23 protein-coding genes and 3 pseudogenes are annotated in these 19558 nt (G+C 53.2%); 5 read left to right on the forward strand and 21 right to left on the reverse strand.

Features of this window, described 5'->3' with window-relative positions; translation table 11 throughout:
• Positions 1-335: 335 nt before the first annotated feature.
• From JMI88_RS40510 to JMI88_RS02605, 3 genes are all read right to left on the reverse strand, one after another.
• The gene (locus JMI88_RS40510) at positions 336-539 is read right to left on the reverse strand and encodes a DUF6946 family protein (protein ID WP_373323733.1); all 204 of its coding nucleotides are present in this window, start codon (positions 537-539) and stop codon (positions 336-338) included.
• Positions 540-1415 (reverse strand): 5'-3' exonuclease, encoded by an 876-nt coding sequence (locus tag JMI88_RS02600; RefSeq protein WP_201360195.1) that lies wholly within the window; start codon positions 1413-1415, stop codon positions 540-542. It lies immediately after the preceding gene.
• 312 nt (positions 1416-1727) lie between these two features.
• Positions 1728-3365 (reverse strand): IS1182 family transposase, encoded by a 1638-nt coding sequence (locus JMI88_RS02605; protein WP_201360044.1) that lies wholly within the window; start codon positions 3363-3365, stop codon positions 1728-1730.
• 548 nt (positions 3366-3913) lie between these two features.
• Here JMI88_RS02605 and JMI88_RS02610 point away from each other — a divergent pair.
• Positions 3914-4537 (forward strand): class I SAM-dependent methyltransferase, encoded by a 624-nt coding sequence (locus JMI88_RS02610; protein ID WP_201360196.1) that lies wholly within the window; start codon positions 3914-3916, stop codon positions 4535-4537.
• 427 nt (positions 4538-4964) lie between these two features.
• Here the strand turns inward: JMI88_RS02610 and JMI88_RS02615 are convergent, their stop codons facing one another.
• The 4 genes from JMI88_RS02615 to JMI88_RS02630 all read right to left on the reverse strand — a co-directional run bounded on the left by JMI88_RS02615 (position 4965) and on the right by JMI88_RS02630 (position 7861).
• Positions 4965-5276, reverse strand: coding sequence for a hypothetical protein (locus JMI88_RS02615; RefSeq protein WP_201360197.1), 312 nt, complete (start codon positions 5274-5276; stop codon positions 4965-4967).
• Positions 5273-7015 (reverse strand): ISL3 family transposase, encoded by a 1743-nt coding sequence (locus JMI88_RS02620; protein ID WP_201360198.1) that lies wholly within the window; start codon positions 7013-7015, stop codon positions 5273-5275. The genes JMI88_RS02615 and JMI88_RS02620 overlap by 4 nt, the downstream gene beginning before the upstream one ends.
• Positions 7016-7220: 205 nt before the next feature.
• Positions 7221-7370, reverse strand: a complete 150-nt coding sequence (locus JMI88_RS02625; protein ID WP_201360199.1) for a hypothetical protein — start codon at positions 7368-7370, stop codon at positions 7221-7223.
• 299 nt (positions 7371-7669) lie between these two features.
• Complete coding sequence (locus tag JMI88_RS02630; RefSeq protein ID WP_201360200.1) at positions 7670-7861, reverse strand: hypothetical protein; 192 nt, start codon at positions 7859-7861, stop codon at positions 7670-7672.
• Between the two features lie 264 nt (positions 7862-8125).
• On the opposite strand from JMI88_RS02630, the gene JMI88_RS02635 reads away from it, so the two are divergent.
• Positions 8126-8464, forward strand: a complete 339-nt coding sequence (locus JMI88_RS02635; protein WP_201360201.1) for a hypothetical protein — start codon at positions 8126-8128, stop codon at positions 8462-8464.
• Between the two features lie 9 nt (positions 8465-8473).
• Positions 8474-8617 carry a hypothetical protein gene (locus JMI88_RS02640; RefSeq protein WP_201360202.1) on the forward strand — a complete coding sequence of 48 codons (144 nt, stop codon included), beginning with the start codon at positions 8474-8476 and terminating at the stop codon, positions 8615-8617.
• A gap of 257 nt (positions 8618-8874) precedes the next feature.
• Here the strand turns inward: JMI88_RS02640 and JMI88_RS02645 are convergent, their stop codons facing one another.
• The 12 genes and pseudogenes from JMI88_RS02645 to JMI88_RS02700 form a co-directional block, all read right to left on the reverse strand.
• Positions 8875-9060: a hypothetical protein gene (locus tag JMI88_RS02645; protein ID WP_201360203.1), complete on the reverse strand. Its 186-nt coding sequence runs from the start codon at positions 9058-9060 to the stop codon at positions 8875-8877.
• 261 nt (positions 9061-9321) lie between these two features.
• A pseudogene (locus JMI88_RS02650) lies at positions 9322-9988 on the reverse strand (IS6 family transposase).
• Positions 9989-10093: 105 nt separating this feature from the next.
• Positions 10094-10706: pseudogene (locus JMI88_RS02655) on the reverse strand (IS6 family transposase); the annotation flags it as partial.
• Positions 10642-10986 (reverse strand): zinc-binding dehydrogenase, encoded by a 345-nt coding sequence (locus tag JMI88_RS40515; RefSeq protein ID WP_373323756.1) that lies wholly within the window; start codon positions 10984-10986, stop codon positions 10642-10644. The pseudogene JMI88_RS02655 and the gene JMI88_RS40515, both read right to left, overlap by 65 nt.
• Positions 10941-11504, reverse strand: coding sequence for an alcohol dehydrogenase catalytic domain-containing protein (locus JMI88_RS02665; protein ID WP_201360204.1), 564 nt, complete (start codon positions 11502-11504; stop codon positions 10941-10943). The genes JMI88_RS40515 and JMI88_RS02665 overlap by 46 nt, the downstream gene beginning before the upstream one ends.
• Before the next feature lie 107 nt (positions 11505-11611).
• Positions 11612-12250: an HD domain-containing protein gene (locus tag JMI88_RS02670; RefSeq protein WP_201360205.1), complete on the reverse strand. Its 639-nt coding sequence runs from the start codon at positions 12248-12250 to the stop codon at positions 11612-11614.
• Entirely contained in the window at positions 12247-12426 is a 180-nt protein-coding gene (locus JMI88_RS40520) for a winged helix-turn-helix domain-containing protein (protein ID WP_201360662.1), read from the reverse strand. Before JMI88_RS40520 ends, JMI88_RS02670 begins: the two co-directional genes overlap by 4 nt.
• 49 nt (positions 12427-12475) lie before the next feature.
• The gene (locus tag JMI88_RS02680; protein WP_201360206.1) at positions 12476-13423 is read right to left on the reverse strand and encodes an NADP-dependent oxidoreductase; all 948 of its coding nucleotides are present in this window, start codon (positions 13421-13423) and stop codon (positions 12476-12478) included.
• Between the two features lie 55 nt (positions 13424-13478).
• Complete coding sequence (locus tag JMI88_RS02685) at positions 13479-14501, reverse strand: GlxA family transcriptional regulator (RefSeq protein ID WP_201360207.1); 1023 nt, start codon at positions 14499-14501, stop codon at positions 13479-13481.
• Between the two features lie 327 nt (positions 14502-14828).
• Positions 14829-15227 carry a response regulator gene (locus JMI88_RS02690; RefSeq protein WP_007916152.1) on the reverse strand — a complete coding sequence of 133 codons (399 nt, stop codon included), beginning with the start codon at positions 15225-15227 and terminating at the stop codon, positions 14829-14831.
• Between the two features lie 9 nt (positions 15228-15236).
• Positions 15237-16478 (reverse strand): annotated as a pseudogene (locus tag JMI88_RS02695) (ATP-binding protein); the annotation flags it as partial.
• Positions 16479-16489: 11 nt separating this feature from the next.
• Complete coding sequence (locus JMI88_RS02700) at positions 16490-16669, reverse strand: hypothetical protein (RefSeq protein WP_201360208.1); 180 nt, start codon at positions 16667-16669, stop codon at positions 16490-16492.
• Here JMI88_RS02700 and JMI88_RS02705 point away from each other — a divergent pair.
• Complete coding sequence (locus tag JMI88_RS02705; protein ID WP_201360209.1) at positions 16662-17087, forward strand: transposase; 426 nt, start codon at positions 16662-16664, stop codon at positions 17085-17087. The two genes, JMI88_RS02700 and JMI88_RS02705, sit on opposite strands and share 8 nt — an antisense overlap.
• Here the strand turns inward: JMI88_RS02705 and JMI88_RS02710 are convergent.
• Together JMI88_RS02710 and JMI88_RS02715 are read right to left on the reverse strand one after the other, a co-directional pair.
• On the reverse strand, positions 17034-17972 hold the full coding sequence (locus tag JMI88_RS02710; RefSeq protein ID WP_201360210.1) for an NADP-dependent oxidoreductase: 939 nt from the start codon (positions 17970-17972) through the stop codon (positions 17034-17036). The two genes, JMI88_RS02705 and JMI88_RS02710, sit on opposite strands and share 54 nt — an antisense overlap.
• Positions 17973-18365: 393 nt before the next feature.
• Complete coding sequence (locus JMI88_RS02715) at positions 18366-18875, reverse strand: dihydrofolate reductase family protein (RefSeq protein ID WP_201360211.1); 510 nt, start codon at positions 18873-18875, stop codon at positions 18366-18368.
• A 281-nt stretch (positions 18876-19156) separates the two neighbouring features.
• On the opposite strand from JMI88_RS02715, the gene JMI88_RS02720 reads away from it, so the two are divergent.
• The gene (locus tag JMI88_RS02720) at positions 19157-19540 is read left to right on the forward strand and encodes a hypothetical protein (protein ID WP_201360212.1); all 384 of its coding nucleotides are present in this window, start codon (positions 19157-19159) and stop codon (positions 19538-19540) included.
• The last annotated feature ends 18 nt before the right edge of the window (positions 19541-19558 follow it).

Genomic DNA, 19558 nt, shown 5'->3' on the forward strand with positions numbered 1-19558 from the left:
GACAAAAATCGACGTTACGCATTGAGCATAGTTGTAAGGTTGCTGTCACCAGCCACAAAATAAAAGGGTAGTGCCACACAAATTGTTGGTAAATGCCCCGAGAAGTGGGCAGATCTGGCCCGCAAACGTGAAACATTGCCCTCAATCTTGAGCATCAGGACACATGTTTCCTAACAAACCGCTTCCAATCTAGTTCCTTTCACCAAAATTTTGTAAATTGGCCTCCGAGTATGAATGGATACTGTTGCTACATTCGTTTACCACGCTGAAATGGACAGAACGCCATGCTCAGATTGAGCACCAAGAAATAATTTAGCAACAGTATCCATTCATACTCAAGGGCCATATTGGGCTAACTGCAACGAACAGGCATCCGCAATGGTACGTGCTGAATAGCCTGTTCGCCATTGCTTTTCAGGATCAGCCAGCAGCTTCTGCCAATTTTGTGGGCCTACGGTCGGGGGATACATCTTATTCGATACCCCATGAAAAGTTATTGCGTATTTAAGCTTCTTCTGCGCTTCTTTGCGCTGCCACATTCATCTCTCGCGCCACCTCGGAACCCGCCCGGGGAACTTTTCATCGCCCAGCCGGTGGCAGACATCTTTCAGCCGTGTGTAGGCGCCCTGCCATTTCAGATCGGCGAGCGTTTCCTTCAATGGCACATCCTCGCGCAGTGTAGCCAGTTTGCGGAAAAGCAGCGCCTCAGCCCTGTGCTGTGCCAGGCTCTCGGCCAGACGCGCCGCGCGGCTGGCGCTCAACCCCCAGGTTTGCGGGTCTGCAGGGATCGCCTCGAGGTGCTCGTATTTTGCAAGCACGGCCGCCGCGGATTTTTCACCCCAGCCCGGGATGCCGGGGAAGCCGTCGGCCGCATCGCCCACCAGCCCCAGCCAGTCGGGGATCGACTGTGGGCGCACGCCAAATTTCTCCACCACGCCCGCCTCATCGATGAGAATATTGCGGCGGCGGTTCCAGCCAACGATGCGGCTTCCAGAGACCAGCTGGGCCAGATCTTTATCCGGCGAGCAGATCACGATCTGTTCGACCCCATCTTCGTTCTTGAAACGGGCGGTCGCGCTGGACAGGGCATCGTCGGCCTCGAACTCCACCATCGACCAGACCACCAGCCCAAGCGAGGAAACCGCCTCTTCGGCCAGCGGGAACTGGGCTATCAGGTTGGGGTCAACGCCCGCGCCGGTCTTGTAGCCGGGGTACTGGTCGTTACGGAAGGACTCGATCACGTGATCGAACGCGCAGGCCACGTGGGTGATGCCAGGCGTCGTCAACAGCATCAGCAGGCTGCGTAAAAGGCCCAGCGTTGCGCCGACCTCGCGCCCATCCGGTGCCTTGCGCGGCGGCGCGCCGAAGTGGCTGCGAAACAGCTCATAGGTACCATCCACCAGGTAGATCTTCATAGAATATCCGGTGCTCCTTCCGTAATTTCAGAATTGTCCAATCGCTGCTAAAATAGACATCACCATAGGGCGAGTGAAGGAATATCCTCCAACTCATGCGGCTTCGCATAGTGAAGCGGAGAGAGGTTATCGAGCCCCACATGCTGGTCGCTCTTGATGATAAAAATTGATCCATGTCTCAGCCGCTCGCAAAAACTCCCTCAGCATATAACTCTTCCGTTTTGTTTCCATGCGATCCAATACCTCTCCTTGTTGTTCTGTTTAGTATAGCGGCTCTTCCGCGTTTTGACACTGTTGGCGAACTTCTCAAACTCAAGCAGCTAAGGCTGCAAAGTGAGAGGTTCGTGTCTTGGCAACGGACGGTTCTTCCAACCAGGCTAACACACGCACGATGTTCATTGCTGTGGCACAGGCAAGATGTTGGAGATGGGTTTTAGAAAATCCTTCATACCGACTTCGGCGCATGTCAAACGCTCGTACTCCCTGTGACATCGTCGCCTCGATCCCAGCTCGTTGGTCGTAGACCTTCCAGAACTCAGAAGTTTTTTCGCGTGCTCTGGCCTTCTCTAAGGCCATGTGATGTTCCTCTTTCCTGACGGTAATCGTTCGTCGATCCGTCCTGGTACATTGAGAACGGCAAGGGCATGCTTGGCAATCCTTGGTCGAAAACTTGATTTTGATGACCTCATTGTCACGTCGATCAATGGCTGGCGTCCAACTTGAACTTGGGTGCCCAGTTGGACAGATGGCTTGTTGTGCAGGCCAATCGATCTGGAAACTGCTGGCTGCAAAACCCTGTTTGGCCTGGCCTTGCCACTTGTTATCCGCTCTGGTTGGAGCGATCAAATCAATTCCATAGTCCACCTGGCTGGCGACGAATTGTTTGGACTCTGCATAGTTCGTGTCGGTCAAATGCTCTTTGGGCAGTAATTGCTTGTCTTTTAAGGCTTGATGGATCACTGGCGTCACATCGACATCTCCCTTCCCAGCAGGACTCGTTTCAACATGTGTGATCAGCCGAGGTTGGTCCTCATCACAGCTTTCCGTCAGATGCACTTTGTATCCCACCCACCAGGTCGTGAGTTTGCGACCATATGTCGCCTCAGTATCATAGGGGGAGCAAATCATCGTTGCCGGCGGTGGAATATTGTCATCGGAACGAAAGTGGACATGTCCATCGACCAGTTCAAAGTGCTGGAGCCACACGCGTCGCAAGGTTTGCACCGCCGGAACCTGGTACAACCAGTGGAGCTCTGGAGTGGTGTCAATTGCATTGAGCAACTGGTATCCATCAGCTCCTATCGTTTGAGCCGCTGCGATGCGCTTGATTGTGTCCCGTGGGAAGCGATGCTCCTCCATCCGATGGTCATAGCGGATATGCCATTCTTCTGGAGCAAACGACTGAAGCCAGGTGGGAGCAACAACAGCCAGGCTGTTTAAGGTGGCACGAAAGGTCTCACCAACACACATCACGCGATGTAAGGCACGGACTTTGGCTAAGATGTGGGTGGCATCTGTGCGCTGTCTCCCACCGGCTTTGACAAGACCTCGTTGTTTGAAATGATCGAGCATCGTGTCAAACAGGAGATATTCAGCATTGCCTCCAAGGAGTCGTGAGCGAAACTCACTCAGGACCGAGAAGTCAAAGCCACTATCTTCTAATTCTAAGCTGAGTGCGTATTTCCAATCGAGGCGAGCGCGCACTGCGTCGGCCGCTTGTCGATCAGATAGTTCCTCAGCGAATTGCATAATGGTAATCAAGGCTAGTCTCCAAGGAGCCAGAGCGGGTTGACCGTTTTGCGGAAAAAGGGCAGCGAACGCTTCATCTTGGTAGAGAATACCGAGTTCGTCTCGCATGCGGATAAAGGTGCTCCCTTTTGGGAAGGCTGCCTTGGCAACGCGCGCTGTTTCTTGAGGTACGGGATGAATAGGTTCTGGTTTGAGTGACATATCCTTCTCCTCTTTGGCTCAGAGCTTGCTTTACGATCTCTTCTTGTCCGAGCATAACAGGTTTCCTCTCATTTAGCGAGGGGAAGGGAGTTCGCCAACAGTGTCAAAGTGCGGGAGATCCAGTATAGCAGGTACTGGACAGTTTTAGAAATCTGTTATGCGATTGACATTTCTCCACTTCAATGAGAGGTAACAGGAACGAGTGTGTTATCAAGTGTAAGGTCACACCGATGATTGTACAGATTAAATACTCTCAACTGACCTCAATCTTGCCTTGAGCGGAATCAACTCGCACGCGAATGGAATATCTCAGGCGAGTTGATTCCGTCCGAAGCTGGATAGAAGCCTGCTGAAAGCATTTGAGATGAGCGTACAACCTCGCTACTTTGCACTTGGTAACAGCTTCGTTGCATTTAGCCCAATTTACAAAATTTTGGTGAAAGGAACTATGTCGTCTGAAGAAATCGAGGATGATGAAAAACGGCACAACCTCTCAGCATACCATAACTAGCATCAGCAAAGTTGCGTAAGATTCGGCAACGGTTCCCATGGCACGTCGTGGCTATCATCTGTTGTGTCTTGAGCTTGGTGCAAACCTGGCAGCAGTGGCTCGCCGGAATGCGCGTGTCTATCCGCAAGTCCAGGTGCAGACGGTGGCGTTTGAGGACTGGCCGATAGAGAAGGGGGGCTTTGATCTTGCGCTTTCGGCAACTGCTTTCCATTGGATCGACCCCGCCATCTCCTATCAGAAAACGGCACACGCCCTCAAGCCTTCTGGAGCCATCGCCTTGTGTTGGCATGTGCATGTCCAGAGTGAGGCATCTGCGGGCTTTTTTGAGGAGGTGCAGCAGATCTATCGACCACTGGTCCCTGAACAGGAAGAGAAATATGTCCCATTACTGTGGCCCCATGAGGTCGCAGAACCGGTCAAGGCAGAAATCGAACAGACGGGCCTCTTCGGCGAGGTGACGGTACGCCGCTACCGCTGGGATGTCACCTACGATGCAGCCAGTTATCTTCGCCTGCTGGACACCTATTCCAATCACAGGGTGTTAGAGCAGCCCCGACACGACCGTCTCTTTCACGAGATCGCTGATTTGATCACTACTCGCTATCATGGTCGTATTACGAAAGGATATCTGGCCATCCTCTACGTGGCGCATCGGAAATGACCAGGCATCTTCTCTTCTAAACAACGAGAAGCGTGTAGATGCACATGGTCAATGTGTGTTTCTCTTCGCGACGGGATGGTGCCTGTATGATAATCGAGAAAACATGCTTTGAACTATCTCGTTTGTAAAGCTCCTTTCTCTTGTGACTTACCAGTTGCTCTGCTTTCTGCGGGGTATCCGCTTCTTGCCTCCACCATGAGGTGTGCTTGTCACTCTGCGCGAGAACGAGCGAACTACTCTTTCTTCTGGACGAGCATCCACTGGGCTCCCTGCTCCATCCAACGGGTGACATTGCGCACTGGCCGCGATTTTCGCGGTGGATGTGGCACAATCACCACAGACGGCCCTTTGAGCTTGGCTTTGCTCACTGATCCGCATATGGGGCATTGCACGACTTCCACAGTGGATTCTAACCAACGAGCTGCCTCTAGTTGAACGGGTCCTGAGGACGAGGCGATGGCTCGCCTGGGCGACCCTTTGGCTTGCTCTTCTTCTGCTCAGCAGTTCCCCCTTCAAGGAGCGGTGTCGAGGGAGGAGTGAGATCAGTTTGCTTGGGGACGAACGTTGGCATACTCGCCAGTTCTGATAGGTAACTGTTTTGCCCATCGGCGTACTGGAATTCGGCTTCCCCACTTCTGGCATCTGCACGCATCCGCTCCCATTTGGCATCCGGCAACACAGACTTTTCCAAATGGGCACGGGTGAGTTCGGTGTCAACGCCTGCACACTTTTGGCTCATGATACTTTTTGGTGAAGCATTTTCAGGCGGAGAAGCTTAAAATGAGCTCGACCATACATAAGCCTTTTGTGCATTTTGATTTTGTTCACGGCTCCTTCTACTGGACCCTGGCTCCACATGCTCGAAAACGCAGCTTTGACCGCCGCATAATCGAGGTGAATCCCCTTCGCCATCTTTTTGAATTCGGGCAGGTTACTATGTTCAGCTTGGATCAGCCAGGCATCCAGATCCGTCTCTCGGCGTTCTGCCAGCATCATCACGAATGCTTGACCCAATTGGTAGGCTGTCTCTAAGTCGGGGTGCGCCTTTCGGATTTGCTCAACAGACTTCTGTTGTTTCTCATCCAGCTTCTCTGGCTGACTGACGAAGAGCCAGGATGCGCGCGTCCCGGATATGCGGCGTTTGATACAGGGCTTAGGCAGAAGATCAGCAGGAATTTCGAGCGTGTGCCGGGAACCATCGAGCGTCAGGACTGACGCTGATCCCGCCTCCCGGTGTTTGCTCCTCAGATCTGCCAGAAACATTCTGAGCAGCGCTTCTGATCCTGGATACCCACGAGCTTTGATCTCATCATAGAGCTGGACACCGTTGGTACACCCCTGTTGCCAGCGATCTAAGATGTAGCTCTTGTATGGGTTAAGGATACTCCATTTTTCTCCCCGTTGTGGAGGGTGCATTTCAGGATACTCTTCGGCCTGGGCAAGTTTGCTGACCGTCGCACGCGCCAGGTCCAGTTTGCGCGCTATGGCCCTCTGGCTCAGCCCTTGTTCCACGAGGGTGCGCACATCGTGATAGAGAGCTATGCGCTTGTCTCGTCGGACCTGCTTTTGAAAGTCATCGTACCTCATCCCTTCAGGCCGCTTGTTGGGAGACGCAGAGCCAGTTCGGTAGTGTTTCTCTGGTTCTCGTTCCGCTTGTGGTTTTACCACCTCGTGAATGCCCTGGCCTTTGATGCCTCGCGCCTTGGCCGGGATCGCATCAGAGGCCCGCTCTTCGACTTCAGGGAGGCAGTCTTGCTTGCGATCCATCACCTCTTTGAGCCTCTCACGTAAGTTCTGTAAGAGGTGGAATCTATCGGCCACCTGTTGAGCTTGGGGTGCGCTTTTTTTGGCTGCTGCTGCGTAATCCCCGCCGCGATCTCGGCTGACGAGCTCCACTTCTGGATGGCGGCGTAGCCAGGCTTCAGAAGTCGAGGCCGTTCGATCTGGAAGTAATTCGATGGGCTTATGCAAGTCTAAATCGACCAAAATCGTGCCATACGTGACGCCTTTTTTCCAGCTCCAGTCGTCAATGCCCAGGATGCGTACGGAAGAAGGCTCTGGACAAGCACGTGCGCGCATCCCCAGTTTCGGGGCGAGCCGTTCTCCCAACTCCCCGCAGGTGGCAAACCCAAGTGTTTGGAGGGTCTCTGACAACCGATTGGTCATGCGGGCATACGACAGTACCAAATCAGAGAAGCGCTCCGTAAAAATCCTGCGCGAGCAGGTGGCTGTACGACATACAAATTTGCGCACTGAAAGCTTTAAAATGACGGGGCGACCGCCACAGGGGAGGTCTACAACCGTCCTTCCATAGGCTTCATGTATCCGCTCAGATGGCTGTCCACAAGCTGGACACAGGGCAATGGGGAGACTGCAGGCAATATGAACAACGATCCTGTTGGTCTCCGCATGAACGGATGCAATGACCATGCCATCAGGAAGCGGTAAAAAAGGAGAAGAGGAGTCTGTCTGGTTCATCGATGATGCTCTCCTTGCGACGTAACAACACCACTGCTTATCGATGAGAGTCTATCAGAAAACGGCACTTCTGTCGAAGCAAGGAAGCTCACTTAATGTGAGGATGAGCCTCTATCAGTTTAGCGTTTACAAGGACGTATCCTACTATGTTGAATGCCTCTTACGGGCGTCACATGCCCACGTGCGTGCACCCTTCTTGCAAGAGCTAGGCGCGTAAGGCGAGCAGGTCGGCAGTTTCATTACGGAAGCTGCGGATGTCTTTGCGCCGCTCGCTTGCCTCCACGATACTCAGGCAGACGACGAGAAAGCGCAGATGCACATCGATGCCTGCACAGCGTTGATAGAGAACCTGCATACTTTTCTCTCCTTTCTCTCCTGTCGAGCAATCTCCCGCTGGGTGTCTGTTCTTGTTCAGTATCTTCTTCGTGTTCTTATGAGTCCAAAGACTCATGAGGCAACAGGGAGTGGTTCGTCCAGACACCAGAGTGCAGTTTCAAAAACACGTTATGGCACAGTATACTGCTGGTCGCCTTCTCCTTGGGAGATTGTCGCTTTAAGTATATGCCCATACTTCAATCTCATTTTTCATGGGGAGTGGTGCGCCTGCGGCGCATGACGTTTCAAAAATTAAGAAGAGCTGGAATTACGTCGGCGTTAAGAGTTGGAGGGTGTGTCAAAGACCTTGGTTATCGAAATGTCGCTTACGCTAGGTTTGTCTGTGGAGCGAGTTCCGCCGTGGATTTGCTTTAGATCATCATCCGTCAGTTCGGTCAAGGCTTTGCGTTTTTTCTCTGGAATAGTTGTCTGTTGCGCCTGGATCTGTGTATCTTTTTGTTTCTTAGTCATGTTTGAAGATCCAGCCTTTCTTAGGATATTTCTAGAGCGTTTAATAATTCTATCTAACTTTGCCAACTTTCTATAATTATATTCACTTTTTGAGGCTTTGCCTATGAACTAATGCACAGTTGCCAGGGCTAGTGCAAAATTTTTTCGCTTCCTTAACTGGCTAGCCGAACCAAGCGAGCAGAATCGCCCGACGGTTCTGCCGCGTTTTATGATGGCCTCCCGCTTCAACAGATGAAGTATCAGGAAGTGCGGGTGTAATTTGGCGTGGTCATGCAAGATGCAAGCATCCTCAGCGGCTCTATTCGCCAGAATATTGCGTTCAACGGTCTCAGTATGATTATTGATCATGTGATCAAAGCAGCTCAACTCACAGCTTTGCACGATGATGTGATGCGCATGCCCATGGAATATGAAACCTTCGTTTCCGATGGAGGAGCGGGCTTATCGAGCAGCCAGCGTATTGCCCTGGCTCGCGCTATTGCCACCGCGCCCGCCGTTCTCCTGTTGGATGAAGTGATCAGTAGCCTGGATGTGGTGACGGAAGCAACTGTTGATCATAACCTGCGTCGCTTTCCCTGCACGCAAATTCTAGTCGCTCATTGACTGAGCACTATGCGCAATGCAGATCTGATTCTGGTGCTTGATCAGGGCCAGATTGTTGAACGCGGGACCCACCAACAACTACTACGTCAAAATGGTTTCTATGCTCACCTGATTCTGAGCCAGGTGGAGAGTGGAGAGATCCGCCCTTCGTAAGAGGCGTTTTCTCTCAGTCAACTTATGAACTGATGCATGGCTTTTCATTGCAGGAAGAGGTTGTCACGCACTCGCGTGTTGATGTGCTTCAGACGTCATCTCTGTGTGAAGAAGGAAAAATCCTAAACGTTGGGCGGAGCATCCTGTTCGGTAGTGCAGGCAGCTGGCGAAAACGGGATGAGTACCAGCAACCTGCACCACTGAGGCGCTGCCGCTTCACCTGGGCGCTTGAGGTGAGCGACAGCTATTGTGCCTACTTAAGTTGTGGTCTGTACTTTAGGAACGTGTGTGCCTGTAGAGCAGGCATCGAAAAGCTTATCGGTTCCTTTTCCTCCCTGGACCTTCTCCAGGTCGGCATCCGTCAGTTCGACCACTCCCTTGCGCTTTCCCTCTGGGGGCGTCTGCTGTAACTGGCGCCGCGTGTTCGTTTGTTTCTTGTTCATGCTTGATGTTCCTGCCTTTCTTAGGATATCTCTAGAGCGTTTAGTAACTCTATCCACTTTTGCCAGTTTTCTATAATTCTACCTACTTTTTGAGGCCCTGTCTATGAACCAATGCACAGACAGGGTCATTTAATTCTCGCTCCTCGTCAGAGCCAGGCCCCACCCGAAAGGTATTGTCAACTTATTTGTTAGGAATGCCGATTATTGTTGAGTTATAAAGAAGAGAGAGACTGAAGACAGTGAAATGCGAGGGAGGGTTAACTAGTATGCGATGAGTTTTCCTACGGTGATCTCGTTCCACATCAGAAAGCGAGCCTGTAAAATAGCACGGTATTCCTCGGCCCTCAAACGGTGACAACGGGGTTGGAAATGCCCTGAAATGGGGCGCGATCAGCAGAGAGAAAACGTTGGGCCTGTTTGGCAGACGTGAATCGCCGCATCTTCTTTTCACGCAGTCGCGTAGGGTGGTGCGAATTTTCCGCACGATTGTTCACCCCTTTGTGCTGACGATGCTCCACGCCAGGCAAGGTTTCGCGTTTCGCCGCCCCATAACTCTTCAGCTTATCGGGGATGATCACGCGTGGAACGTATTGTAACCCTTTGAGAAGCGCGGCGCGAAAAATCGTTTCGCGGCCTTCTTGTTGCGTCGGCTTTGCACCAGGATGTCGAGCACGTTGCCATCCTGATCTCCAGCCCTCCAGAGAGAGTGCGTTTTCCCGTTGATCTTCAGATAGACTTCATCCAGGTGCCATGTGTCGCCACAACGAGGGCGGCGACGACGTAACTCATTGGCAGAGGTCTGCCCAAACGTCAAGCACCACTGCCGCACGGTTTCGTAGGTCACGACGATCCCTCGCTGTGCCAGCAGTTCTTCGACATCACGAAAACTGAGCGAAAAGCGAACAGACAGCCAGATGGCGTGGCTCATGATTTCCGGAGGGTCACGAAAGCCTTTCTATGGGGGGGCAACGATGGTTGTTTTCATGCGGTTATTTTAGCACCATGTTTCGCCACACCGTCAAGTTGACAATACCGCTGCTTCAACTGTCCCAAAGCCGCGCATGGGATAGTATCGTTGCTTGATGCCACGACGATCTTGGTCCAACGGGGGTATTGCGATACGTATTCGTTCGATGCTGGACATGGTCGCCCATCGTCTCGCGGATGGCACGCGGATAGCAACGATGCCCATCCGTCGTCACCTGGTCGGGAGCATGGCCAACCACAGCAACTGTCTGCTTGAAAAACCGCTTCGCCGCCTCCCTATTCCGCTTCTCGCTCAACATGGAATCAACGAGATTGCCCTCATAGTCAATTGCCCGAGACACATAGCACCACTTCCCATGTACTTTCAAGTAGGTTTCATCGACGTGCCAGGAGGATCCTGCTTGTCCACGTCGCCTTGCTCGTAACTGTTCCGCTATCAAAGGAGCAAACGGCATTTCCCAGTCTCGGATAGTTTCGTGCGTGAATGAAAAACCACGCTCGAGGAACATCTCCGCTATATCACGCAGACTCAGTTTGTAGCGGAGTCGCCACACGACCGCAAGCAGGACGATATCTGTCGGGAATGCCAGATGGTTAAAGGGAGTGCCGGTTCGTTCGTTGTAAACATGGTGGCATGTGAGGCAGAAGAAGGTTGCATATCTGGATCAGTTGCTCCCGATGGGGTTCAACGATAAACCACACAGACCGCACGCCATGCTCCTTGGCCTGTTCAGTTGAGGGTGGACTGGCGACGGAGATGAGCATGCCTCCTTTTTTTACCACCGCCCAGGAGCGCTCCAATGTTTCGCCTCCTACTGTATCAAGGACGAGATCGACATCATGGACGACCTCCTCAAAGCGCGTGGTGGTATAGTCGATGATCTTGTTGGCTCCTAGTGCACGCAGGAAGTCGTGGTTGCGCGCAGAGGCGGTTGTAATGACCTGTGCGCCAGCCCAGCGAGCAAATTGGACGGCGAAGACTCCAACGCCTCCTGCCGCGCCCTGTGAATCAAGATGGTTTGCACTGCGATCAGCCCTGCGTGATCAAAGAACGCCTGCCAGGCCGTCAGAACAGTCAGCGGAATGGCTGCCGCCTGCACATAATCGAGGGAGTGCGGCTTGGGTGCCAGCTCGCTGGGTAAGGCAATGGTATATTCTGCTTCAGCACCATCGCGATCAAAGGCGGTGAGGGCATAAACCTCTGCTCCTCTGACGAGCGTACTGACGCCAGGACCAACCTCCTCTACCACATCTGAGAAGTCGTGTCCTGGGATTGGCAGAGAGCGTATGCTCCCCGCCCGGGTCTGATAGGTCCCAGGCCAGGTCAATTCCGGTGCAATGACCCCTGTGGCATAGACGCGAACCAACACTTCTCCCCGACCAGGATGTGGTGGTGGCACATCTTCATAGACGAGCCACTCTGGACCGCCACGACCATGCATACGGATTGCTTTCATCTCGTTGTGTCCTTCCAAAGGATTTCCCTGTATCCATCTCCAGACCAGCTACTTTCAGCTGACCTGGAGATGGATGAAAGATCATACCCGGCAAAGGCAACCCATGGTTATTCATTCCATGGGGACTGTAGGACGAAGTCACAAAAGTTCGGACGTTTGTAGCCGGGAAGGTAGCGCTCACAGACGTCGGCGTTGATATTGCCATACGTGGTCTCTGGTTTGTGTCGAAAGCCATCAAGAAACGTCTGCAGAATCTTCTGCTTGAAACCCTCACGAGGGAAGGCTGACACGACTTGAGAGCGGGTCTCCTCGGAAAGTTCTGCAAAGTGATCCCCTATCACATCGAAAACCACACCACGATAGAGAAGTGCCACCACCGGCTCCTTGTATTGAGCTACTCCTCTCGTGGTGTGGAGCGCAATCGCGTCCCATACCAGCCGGGTAGCCTCGTGAGAAATCCCATGTTGTTCAAGGAAACTCCGTGCGGCATTGGCTCCATCAACCTCAAAGCGTTTGTCTGGACTCCGATAATGGCTGGTGAGACCAAGATCATGAAACAATGCACTAATATACAGCAGCTCAGGATCGTACACCAGTTTCTCTTGACGACCGAAGAGTGATCCAAAGAGGAATACCCGGTGCGAATGGTTCCACAATAGTAAACTGCCGTATTCGTGAAGCACATCTGCGGCATCCTTTGCCAATTGACTATCCGGAACGATGATACTAGCAATGTTTTTTGTCATATGACCATGCTCCTTTGGATTTGCTCGACATCCAGGCTCAGTTTTTTAAAGGCGTTCTGAGCTTGTGGGTCGGCTTTGACATGACAAAGACGCAACATCCGTTTGCTGAAACGGAGGCGTCGAAGATACTCCCATCCACGTTGGGTAGAGACCCTGTGACCAGCCTGCTCGGTAATGGCCCCTGAGTATGAATAGAACGAAAAACCATGCTAAGGAAGAGTAAGGCTACTCCACCACCTGAATGACAACTTTGCCAAGCATATGACCACTCAAACTATGCTCATATGCTTGATGCGTTTCAGCTAATGGATAGACGCTATTCACAACAGGTTTCATATGACCTTCATCAACTAACTCGGCAATGCGTGCTAGTTGCTCATGGTTAGGGCGAACAATAAACCACTTTGCATCCCGTTCATATTGCTTCGCCCACTCAAAGATCCTATTCTCCTGCTCGCCAGCAATACCAACCAGGATACCGCCTTTTTTCAGCACCTTAAATGACCGTTTCTGTGTATCGTCACCAATGGTATCCAACACAAAGTCAACATCGTTGACAACATCTTCAAAACGCATCGTTGTGTAATCAATAAGCTGATCTGCACCAAGCTCACGCAAAAACTCATGATGCCGTGCCGATGCGACTGCGATCACCTGCGCGCCAGCCCAATGCGCGATCTGCACAGCATAGTTTCCTACACCACCAGCAGCTCCTTGAATCAAGACGCTCTGTCCCCGCTTCAGCGATCCCTGCTCAAAGAATGCTTGCCAGGCAGTCAGTGCCGAAAGTGGTAACGTCGCCGCCTCAATGTGGCTACTACGACGAGGCTTCAGGGCAATTTCAGCTGGTTCGACAATGGTATATTCAGCCTGGGCGCCATTTCTCCAGAAACTGCTCAGTCCATAGACGTCGTCACCTACGTTAAATGTTGTGACACCCTTACCTAATTCAACAACTGAGCCAGAAATCTCATGACCCATGATGATTGGCTTCGCACGCTCTTGCCCATCGGCAGTCTTCCACGTTGGAACCCATTCAAGCTCCTGCGGGGAAATACCAACAGCATGCACTTGAAGTAAAATCTCACCAGCTCCAACTTGAGGTTGCTTTATATTCCCATACTCGATCACTTCTGGGCCACCTTTCTGAGTGGTGATATATGCTGCTTTCATTCTATCTTTGCTCCTTTATCTGAACGTATCAAGCAAATGCGAGCTTGCTGTATAGTTACCGTTCAACGCTTCTATGAAACGCGAAGCGATGCCCGCGCTGCAGAGGGGGGGCACCAAATTGCCTTTGCCACAGGCGACGAAAATGCCTTACATCCTCAAAGCCACATTGCAATGCGACCTCCTCGATACGAAGCGCCGGGTTAGATAACAAGGTGGCAGCAAGCTCAATCCTCAAACGCTGGTGGTACTGAATGGGGGTCAGACCAGTGGCCTCCTTAAAGGCTCGATTTAATCCCCGCGTGCTGATGCCTGCAACGTTTGCCAGTTCGTCCAGCGTCACGTGCTCTGCGATATGGTTGATCAGGTAATCCTGTGCCTGGTGCACCCCCGAATGCAGGTGCGTGCGATACTCAAGGTAGATACTGCTCTGCGGCTGAGATCCATTGCGCCTCAGATACACGACCAGGTGACGCGCTACCTGGGCCGCAAACATCGGCCCTTGATCTTGCTGTACCAACCCCAGCGCCATATCAATACCAGAAGCGATGCCCGCGCTAGTGGTGAGCCTTCCATCGTGGACAAACAGCACATTTTCAAATACTTTGGCTTTTGGAAAGCGAGCCTGGAGTACACTGGTCTGGGACCAGTGCGTCGTACAGCGTCTCCCATCAAGCAACCCTGCCTCTGCAAGTGCAAACGTACCAGTACAAACAGAGGCAATATGGGCTCCAGCTTTTGCGGCTGAAGACAACCAATCGCGCGTCTCCTGATCGAGGAGTGGTTTCTCGTGGGAGGCGAAGTCCCAGTTCACCCCTGCTAGAAGAATCAGGTCATCTGCTGCGACAGGAGCCAGGGGCGAGAGCTTAGCCAGGACTATTCCCTGCGCACTTATCTGCTGGGTCTGAGGCGAGCTATAACGCAAGGTGTAGGGGGCGCCCATACAGCGAGCAGTATCAAAAACCTGTGCCGGACCGGACAGATCCAGCAAATGGACTTGTGGGAGGACGACAAACACTACGTTGCGTGCTTCACTCTGTTTGCCAAACAGGGTGAGACCTTGATGGTGAAGATCCCTCATCCCAACCTCTCTCTCTTAATTTCAAGCTACCTACTGTTCCGTTTCGTTTTATCTGAAAGAGATGTATACCGGCTGCGGCGGCAGGGAAGTTGGATGCCGAGGGGCTGGCGTCCCTTTGCATCCCCGGGCACCTTTTTCAATTGAGCTGTAACAGAGCGCTACCTATCTGGCTCGAGCTGTTCTTGTTTGAAAGGTATGAACATAGTATATACGTTGTCTTTGTGCTCGACCAGGGGCAAATGATACAAAAAGGAGGACGAATTTAGCCAAAACTTCTCTCTGGCTTGCTTCGCCAGGATATACATACTTCTTCTGCTCCAGTTCTCCTTATGGTGCAAGCAGTTCTGCGATCAGTTGCAACAGTGCCTCCAGGTCAAAGGGTTTCTGCAATGTTCTGATATGATCCAGGGCACCATTTCCTTGTGGCAAATTGGCGCTCATGAGGAGAATGGGGTAGTGCTTCCCACCTTCTCGGCGACGCAGGTGCTCGGCGAGTTCCAGCCCATTCATCCCAGGGAGTTGGTAATCGAGCAGAAACAACGCAGGCGTGATGGTTGAAAGCATCATCAGCGCTCTCTCGCCACTTGAAGCAAGATAGCCTTGATAGGTCGTCTCCTCCTGGAACGTTTCCAGCAGAAGGTTCCCAAGAATGGGATCATCTTCGACAATGAGAATACTCTTGACAATGACAACCTCGCTGCATACCTGTTGTTGGGAAGTCTTCATGTGCGTTCCTCATGTTCTTTTCCGGGGAAGCATCACCTGAAAGGTCGATCCTTTTCCAACCTCGCTGTCCACCGTGATGGTTCCCTTATGATGCTTGACGATCTTGGCTACGATGTAGAGCCCCATGCCTAGGCCGGCAATCCCTTTCTGTCTGGGACTGGTGACCCGATAGAAGCGTTCAAAGATTTTCTCGCCCTGTTCTCGCGGAATGCCGAGGCCATGATCGCGCACCCGAACTGAGACCACATCTTCAGCGGTGTCCATCTCCACTTCGACCGTCTCTGCCTGGGGAGAGTATTTGATGGCGTTGCTGAGCAGGTTGGTGAAGACCTGTCCCAGGCGGTCTTTATCTCCCACCAGGGAGCAGGAAGTTGCGCCACGTACCACAATGGTATGCGTCGCCTTGATCTGTTGCATCGTGTCGGCCACCTCATGGAGCAAGGCGTCGAGATCGACTCTCTCCTGCCGATACCCCAGTTTGCCAGCCTGGATTTTGGAGACGTCTAGCAAGTCTTCCACCAGCCGGATAAGTGTGTTGACCTGGGTCTCCATGCTGGAAAGTGCCGGAGCCTGTTCCAGGGTGCCTTGCCTGGCCAGTTGCCGGTGCAGCAAGGAGGTCTGCAGTTTCAAGGCGGCGAGGGGATTTCTCAGTTCATGGCTGGCCATACTGAGAAAGGTATCCTTGCGTTGTTCAAGTTCCTTGCGCGCCGAGTTATCGAGCACAAAGGCGATGGCCTGGCGTGGCTGATGCGGTAAGACGACCGCGCCCACAAGGACCGGCAGGCGGCTGCCATCTTGACACACATACTCTTTCTCAAAGGGCGTCAGCGACTGCTGGGTGGCCAGTTCCTGATGAGCCTCGAAGGTCCGATCCAGATACTCTGACGGCGTCATATGTCTCCAGTTCATGTTCCCGGCGCGCAGGTCTTCGCGGGTATAACCGGTCATGCGCAGAAAGGTGTCGTTGGCATCCACGATCTGCTCACCTTCGATGATAGTGATCCCGATAATGTTGGAGTTCATCAGGGCGTTCGCGCGCTCCTGACTCTGGCGCAAGGCTTCCTCGATACGCACCTGGTCCTCGATGTCAGTGTTGGTCCCAAACCACTTGACGATCTGGCCAGCTTCGTCGCGCACCGGCATGGCGCGGGCTAAGAACCAGCGATACTCCCCAGTCTGGCCCTCTCGAAAACGATATTCGACTTCATAGGGGTCCCCTGTTTCAACCGCATGATGCCAGACCATCAGGGTGTGCAGTACTATCAACGCAAGCGCTGGCCACTGCCAGCCTCACCGTGTTGCAACCGATTCGAGGAGGGGCCCGTTCCCTCTCGGATCTCAAGCTGCTGGAATTGCCGCGTCTGGCCGCTGAGAGGATCGGCGTGAAAGACCTGATTCGCCAACGCGGGCTGGTTCTGGAACAAGGAAGGCCAATTGATCAAAGAGCTTCGACTCTTGCGCGAGCATATTGACCAATTGGAGAGCGAAATCATCGCGATGGTTGAACAGGCGCGCGAAGGGCAGATTCTGCTGTCGTTTCCAGGCTTTGGGCCAATCACGGCGGTGACGATCAGAGCGGCTATCGGCTCGATCCACCACTTCCCCTTGGCTTTGGCCCTCAAAGCATACGTTGGTTGGGCGCCGGTGGTGGCTCAATCGGGAAGCACCTTGGATGCCTCCTCCTTGACCCGCGGGGGAGCCAGGACGATAAAGCAGATCATGTTTCTGGCTGTCATGCAGGTCATCCGTACAGCACTCGTTGTGCCTGTCACAAGCATCATGCTCATCTCCTCCTTTCCTCGTCCTCTACGCGTCGTCCTCTACGCGCAAAATGATTTTTCCGCGCGTGTGCCCTTGTAGGGCCTGCTCAAACGCCTGGGATGCCTCTGAGAGCGGGAAGACCCGCTCGGTGATTGGTCGGAGCTGGCCTGTATCTATCAGGTTCCCGATCTGGATCAGTTGCTCCCGATTGGGTTCAACGATAAACCACACGGACCGCACGCCATGCGCCTTGGCCTGTTCAGTTGAGGGTGGGCTGGCAACGGAGATGAGCATGCCTCCTTTTTTCACCACTGTCCAGGAGCGCTCCAATGTTTCGCCTCCTACCGTATCAAGAACAAGATCGACATCATGGACGACCTCCTCAAAGCGCGTGGTGGTATAATCAATGATCTCATCGGCTCCCAACGTGCGTAGGAATGCATGATTGTGTGCAGAGGCTGTCGCGATCACAGTGGCACCAGCCCACTTTGCCATTTGAACCGCCATGCTTCCCACGCCACCAGCGGCACCATGAATGAGAAGCGATTGCCCACTGGTAAGCCCTGCGTGCTCAAAAAGCGCTTGCCAGGCGGTCAGTCCAACCAGGGGGACTCCGGCTGCCTGTAGGTGCCCAAGGGTTCGTGGCTTGGGCGCCACATCAGTCGCGCGTGCGACAGTGTACTCCGCAGCCGCGCCATCCCGCCAAGATTCGGTGAGCGCATAGATAGCCTCTCCTACGGCGATACCAGTGACGCCGGCCCCCACTTCAACGACCTCGCCAGAAACATCATGACCTGGTATGGGATGCTGACGTTCGATACCAGCCGGTGTTTTCCAGGTTTCCGACCAGGTCGGTTCCTGCCACATCACACTGGTCGCATGGACCCGAATCAGGACTTCTCCCACTCCTGGCTGAGGTTTCGGTGCATCTTCAAACACAAATTGATCGGGTCCGCTCTGACTATAGAGGTGAATAGCTTTCATCGCTTACCTGTCTCCTTGTTCTTCCTCATGCTTCCAGCGCATTCCCAGGCTGATCTCGCCAGCAGGACCGACACATGACTCAGGAAGTGCCGCAGGCGCTGAGAAGTCTTGAGCGAAAGGGGAGCTTCTGCATGGATATGTACCTGCATGGAGCTCCGAAGTGCTGTACCTGGCAACATTATAGAATGATAATGGTCTTGCTACAAGGGCCATTTTATAGGGAAAGTACGGAGCCATTTAGCTCTGCCAGATTTTGGAACTGGTCTCTCTCTGGCGAGCGTGCCCTTGGCCGGAGAGGTGCGTTCATCCCCCATCTGTTGCTTCTGTGCATGCCTTTCTCACGCGGAAACGAAGGGTGGTCAGTTGCTCTGCTTGTGAGACGGCTATCGTCTCTCAGGCAACCTGTTCGCCCGCCTTTCGGGCAAAGAAGCGGACACCATCACCGAGCAAGATGGGCGCTACATGCACGAGGATCTCGTCAATCAGCCCTGCCTCGAGACACTGACAGGCAAGGCTGGCACCGATGATCAGCAGATTCTTCCCCTCTGTGGCTCGCAAGCCTGTCGCACCTGCGGATCGAATGTCATCCGAGAGGAACGTGATCGTCTCATCTTCGTCGTCGTCAGGTGCGTGATGCGTCAGGACGAACACAGGTCCGATCCAGGCTCCTCCGAAGACCTTCCGATACGCTGGTGGTAGTCCCGGTTTCCGGCCCACATCGTAGCTCCGTCTGCCACTCAGCACGGCACCTGTCGTCCGGATGACCTGGTCTACGACTGGGTTCGGACCAGCAAATCGGGCTACCCAGTCCATCCCATCGTCTGGCCCGGCGATAAAGCCGTCCAACGACATGGTGACGTGCCACAAAACTTTCCCTATCATTTCTTCAGTTGGATGCTTCATAGATTCAGACCTCTGGACATCACTCCTGATTGCTCTGATCGTGAGTGCGTCGTTGCTCAATGCGGTGATGAATATTCCCCCGACCTATGCAGCGACAAAACCCAATCCGAATCCGGCATTAACCACGCCGAAATGGTTGACTCCGCCGAAGGCGGTCAAGCCGCCTGACGTTGGCAAATATGTGCAGGGACATCTCAATCCCGCCCAACAGCATATTTCGACACCACAGCGGCCTCAGCCCTCTCTCACGATGTTCTTGACGCCGCAGGCGCAGCAACGTCGTGACGAAAGATGGACACCTGGAGGTGGACGTTCCTGCTGCTATGGTGAGTCCCCAACAAGTGCAAGACGCTGGTGGACGGATTCAACTGAAGATTGTGCAGGTGGATGCCGGAAGCGGTGGGTCTCTGAGTGGACGATTGATGTTAGGGACGTATCAGTTCTCGTTGTTTGATGCGAAAGGGAACGCCCTGACCACACTCGTGCTCGCTCAACCATTGACCCTCCATTATCGGGTATCGCCGCAGCAAGGGAGCTCACTCTGGAAGAGCCAGACCATTGTTGCGGTGTGGAATACCACGGCGACATCCTCTCCGACACAGGCACCGTCTACGCAAGCACCAGAAGCCGAATGCTCTTTGTTCGCGCAGTTCCTGCCTGTATAGCCTCCACTACAGCAATTT

The sequence above is a fragment of the Dictyobacter formicarum genome, from assembly GCF_016587435.1.

Excerpts from the sequence above, each read along its gene's own strand:
- JMI88_RS40510 (WP_373323733.1), bottom strand. The coding sequence starts at position 539 with ATGTGGCAGCGCAAAGAAGCGCAGAAGAAGCTTAAATACGCAATAACT.
- JMI88_RS02600 (WP_201360195.1), bottom strand. The coding sequence starts at position 1,415 with ATGAAGATCTACCTGGTGGATGGTACCTATGAGCTGTTTCGCAGCCAC.
- JMI88_RS02605 (WP_201360044.1), bottom strand. The coding sequence starts at position 3,365 with ATGTCACTCAAACCAGAACCTATTCATCCCGTACCTCAAGAAACAGCG.
- JMI88_RS02610 (WP_201360196.1), top strand. The coding sequence starts at position 3,914 with ATGGCACGTCGTGGCTATCATCTGTTGTGTCTTGAGCTTGGTGCAAAC.
- JMI88_RS02615 (WP_201360197.1), bottom strand. The coding sequence starts at position 5,276 with ATGAGCCAAAAGTGTGCAGGCGTTGACACCGAACTCACCCGTGCCCAT.
- JMI88_RS02620 (WP_201360198.1), bottom strand. The coding sequence starts at position 7,015 with ATGAACCAGACAGACTCCTCTTCTCCTTTTTTACCGCTTCCTGATGGC.
- JMI88_RS02625 (WP_201360199.1), bottom strand. The coding sequence starts at position 7,370 with ATGCAGGTTCTCTATCAACGCTGTGCAGGCATCGATGTGCATCTGCGC.
- JMI88_RS02630 (WP_201360200.1), bottom strand. The coding sequence starts at position 7,861 with ATGACTAAGAAACAAAAAGATACACAGATCCAGGCGCAACAGACAACT.
- JMI88_RS02640 (WP_201360202.1), top strand. The coding sequence starts at position 8,474 with ATGCGCAATGCAGATCTGATTCTGGTGCTTGATCAGGGCCAGATTGTT.
- JMI88_RS02645 (WP_201360203.1), bottom strand. The coding sequence starts at position 9,060 with ATGAACAAGAAACAAACGAACACGCGGCGCCAGTTACAGCAGACGCCC.
- JMI88_RS02665 (WP_201360204.1), bottom strand. The coding sequence starts at position 11,504 with ATGAAAGCAATCCGTATGCATGGTCGTGGCGGTCCAGAGTGGCTCGTC.
- JMI88_RS02670 (WP_201360205.1), bottom strand. The coding sequence starts at position 12,250 with ATGACAAAAAACATTGCTAGTATCATCGTTCCGGATAGTCAATTGGCA.
- JMI88_RS02680 (WP_201360206.1), bottom strand. The coding sequence starts at position 13,423 with ATGAAAGCAGCATATATCACCACTCAGAAAGGTGGCCCAGAAGTGATC.
- JMI88_RS02685 (WP_201360207.1), bottom strand. The coding sequence starts at position 14,501 with ATGAGGGATCTTCACCATCAAGGTCTCACCCTGTTTGGCAAACAGAGT.
- JMI88_RS02690 (WP_007916152.1), bottom strand. The coding sequence starts at position 15,227 with ATGAAGACTTCCCAACAACAGGTATGCAGCGAGGTTGTCATTGTCAAG.
- JMI88_RS02710 (WP_201360210.1), bottom strand. The coding sequence starts at position 17,972 with ATGAAAGCTATTCACCTCTATAGTCAGAGCGGACCCGATCAATTTGTG.
- JMI88_RS02715 (WP_201360211.1), bottom strand. The coding sequence starts at position 18,875 with ATGAAGCATCCAACTGAAGAAATGATAGGGAAAGTTTTGTGGCACGTC.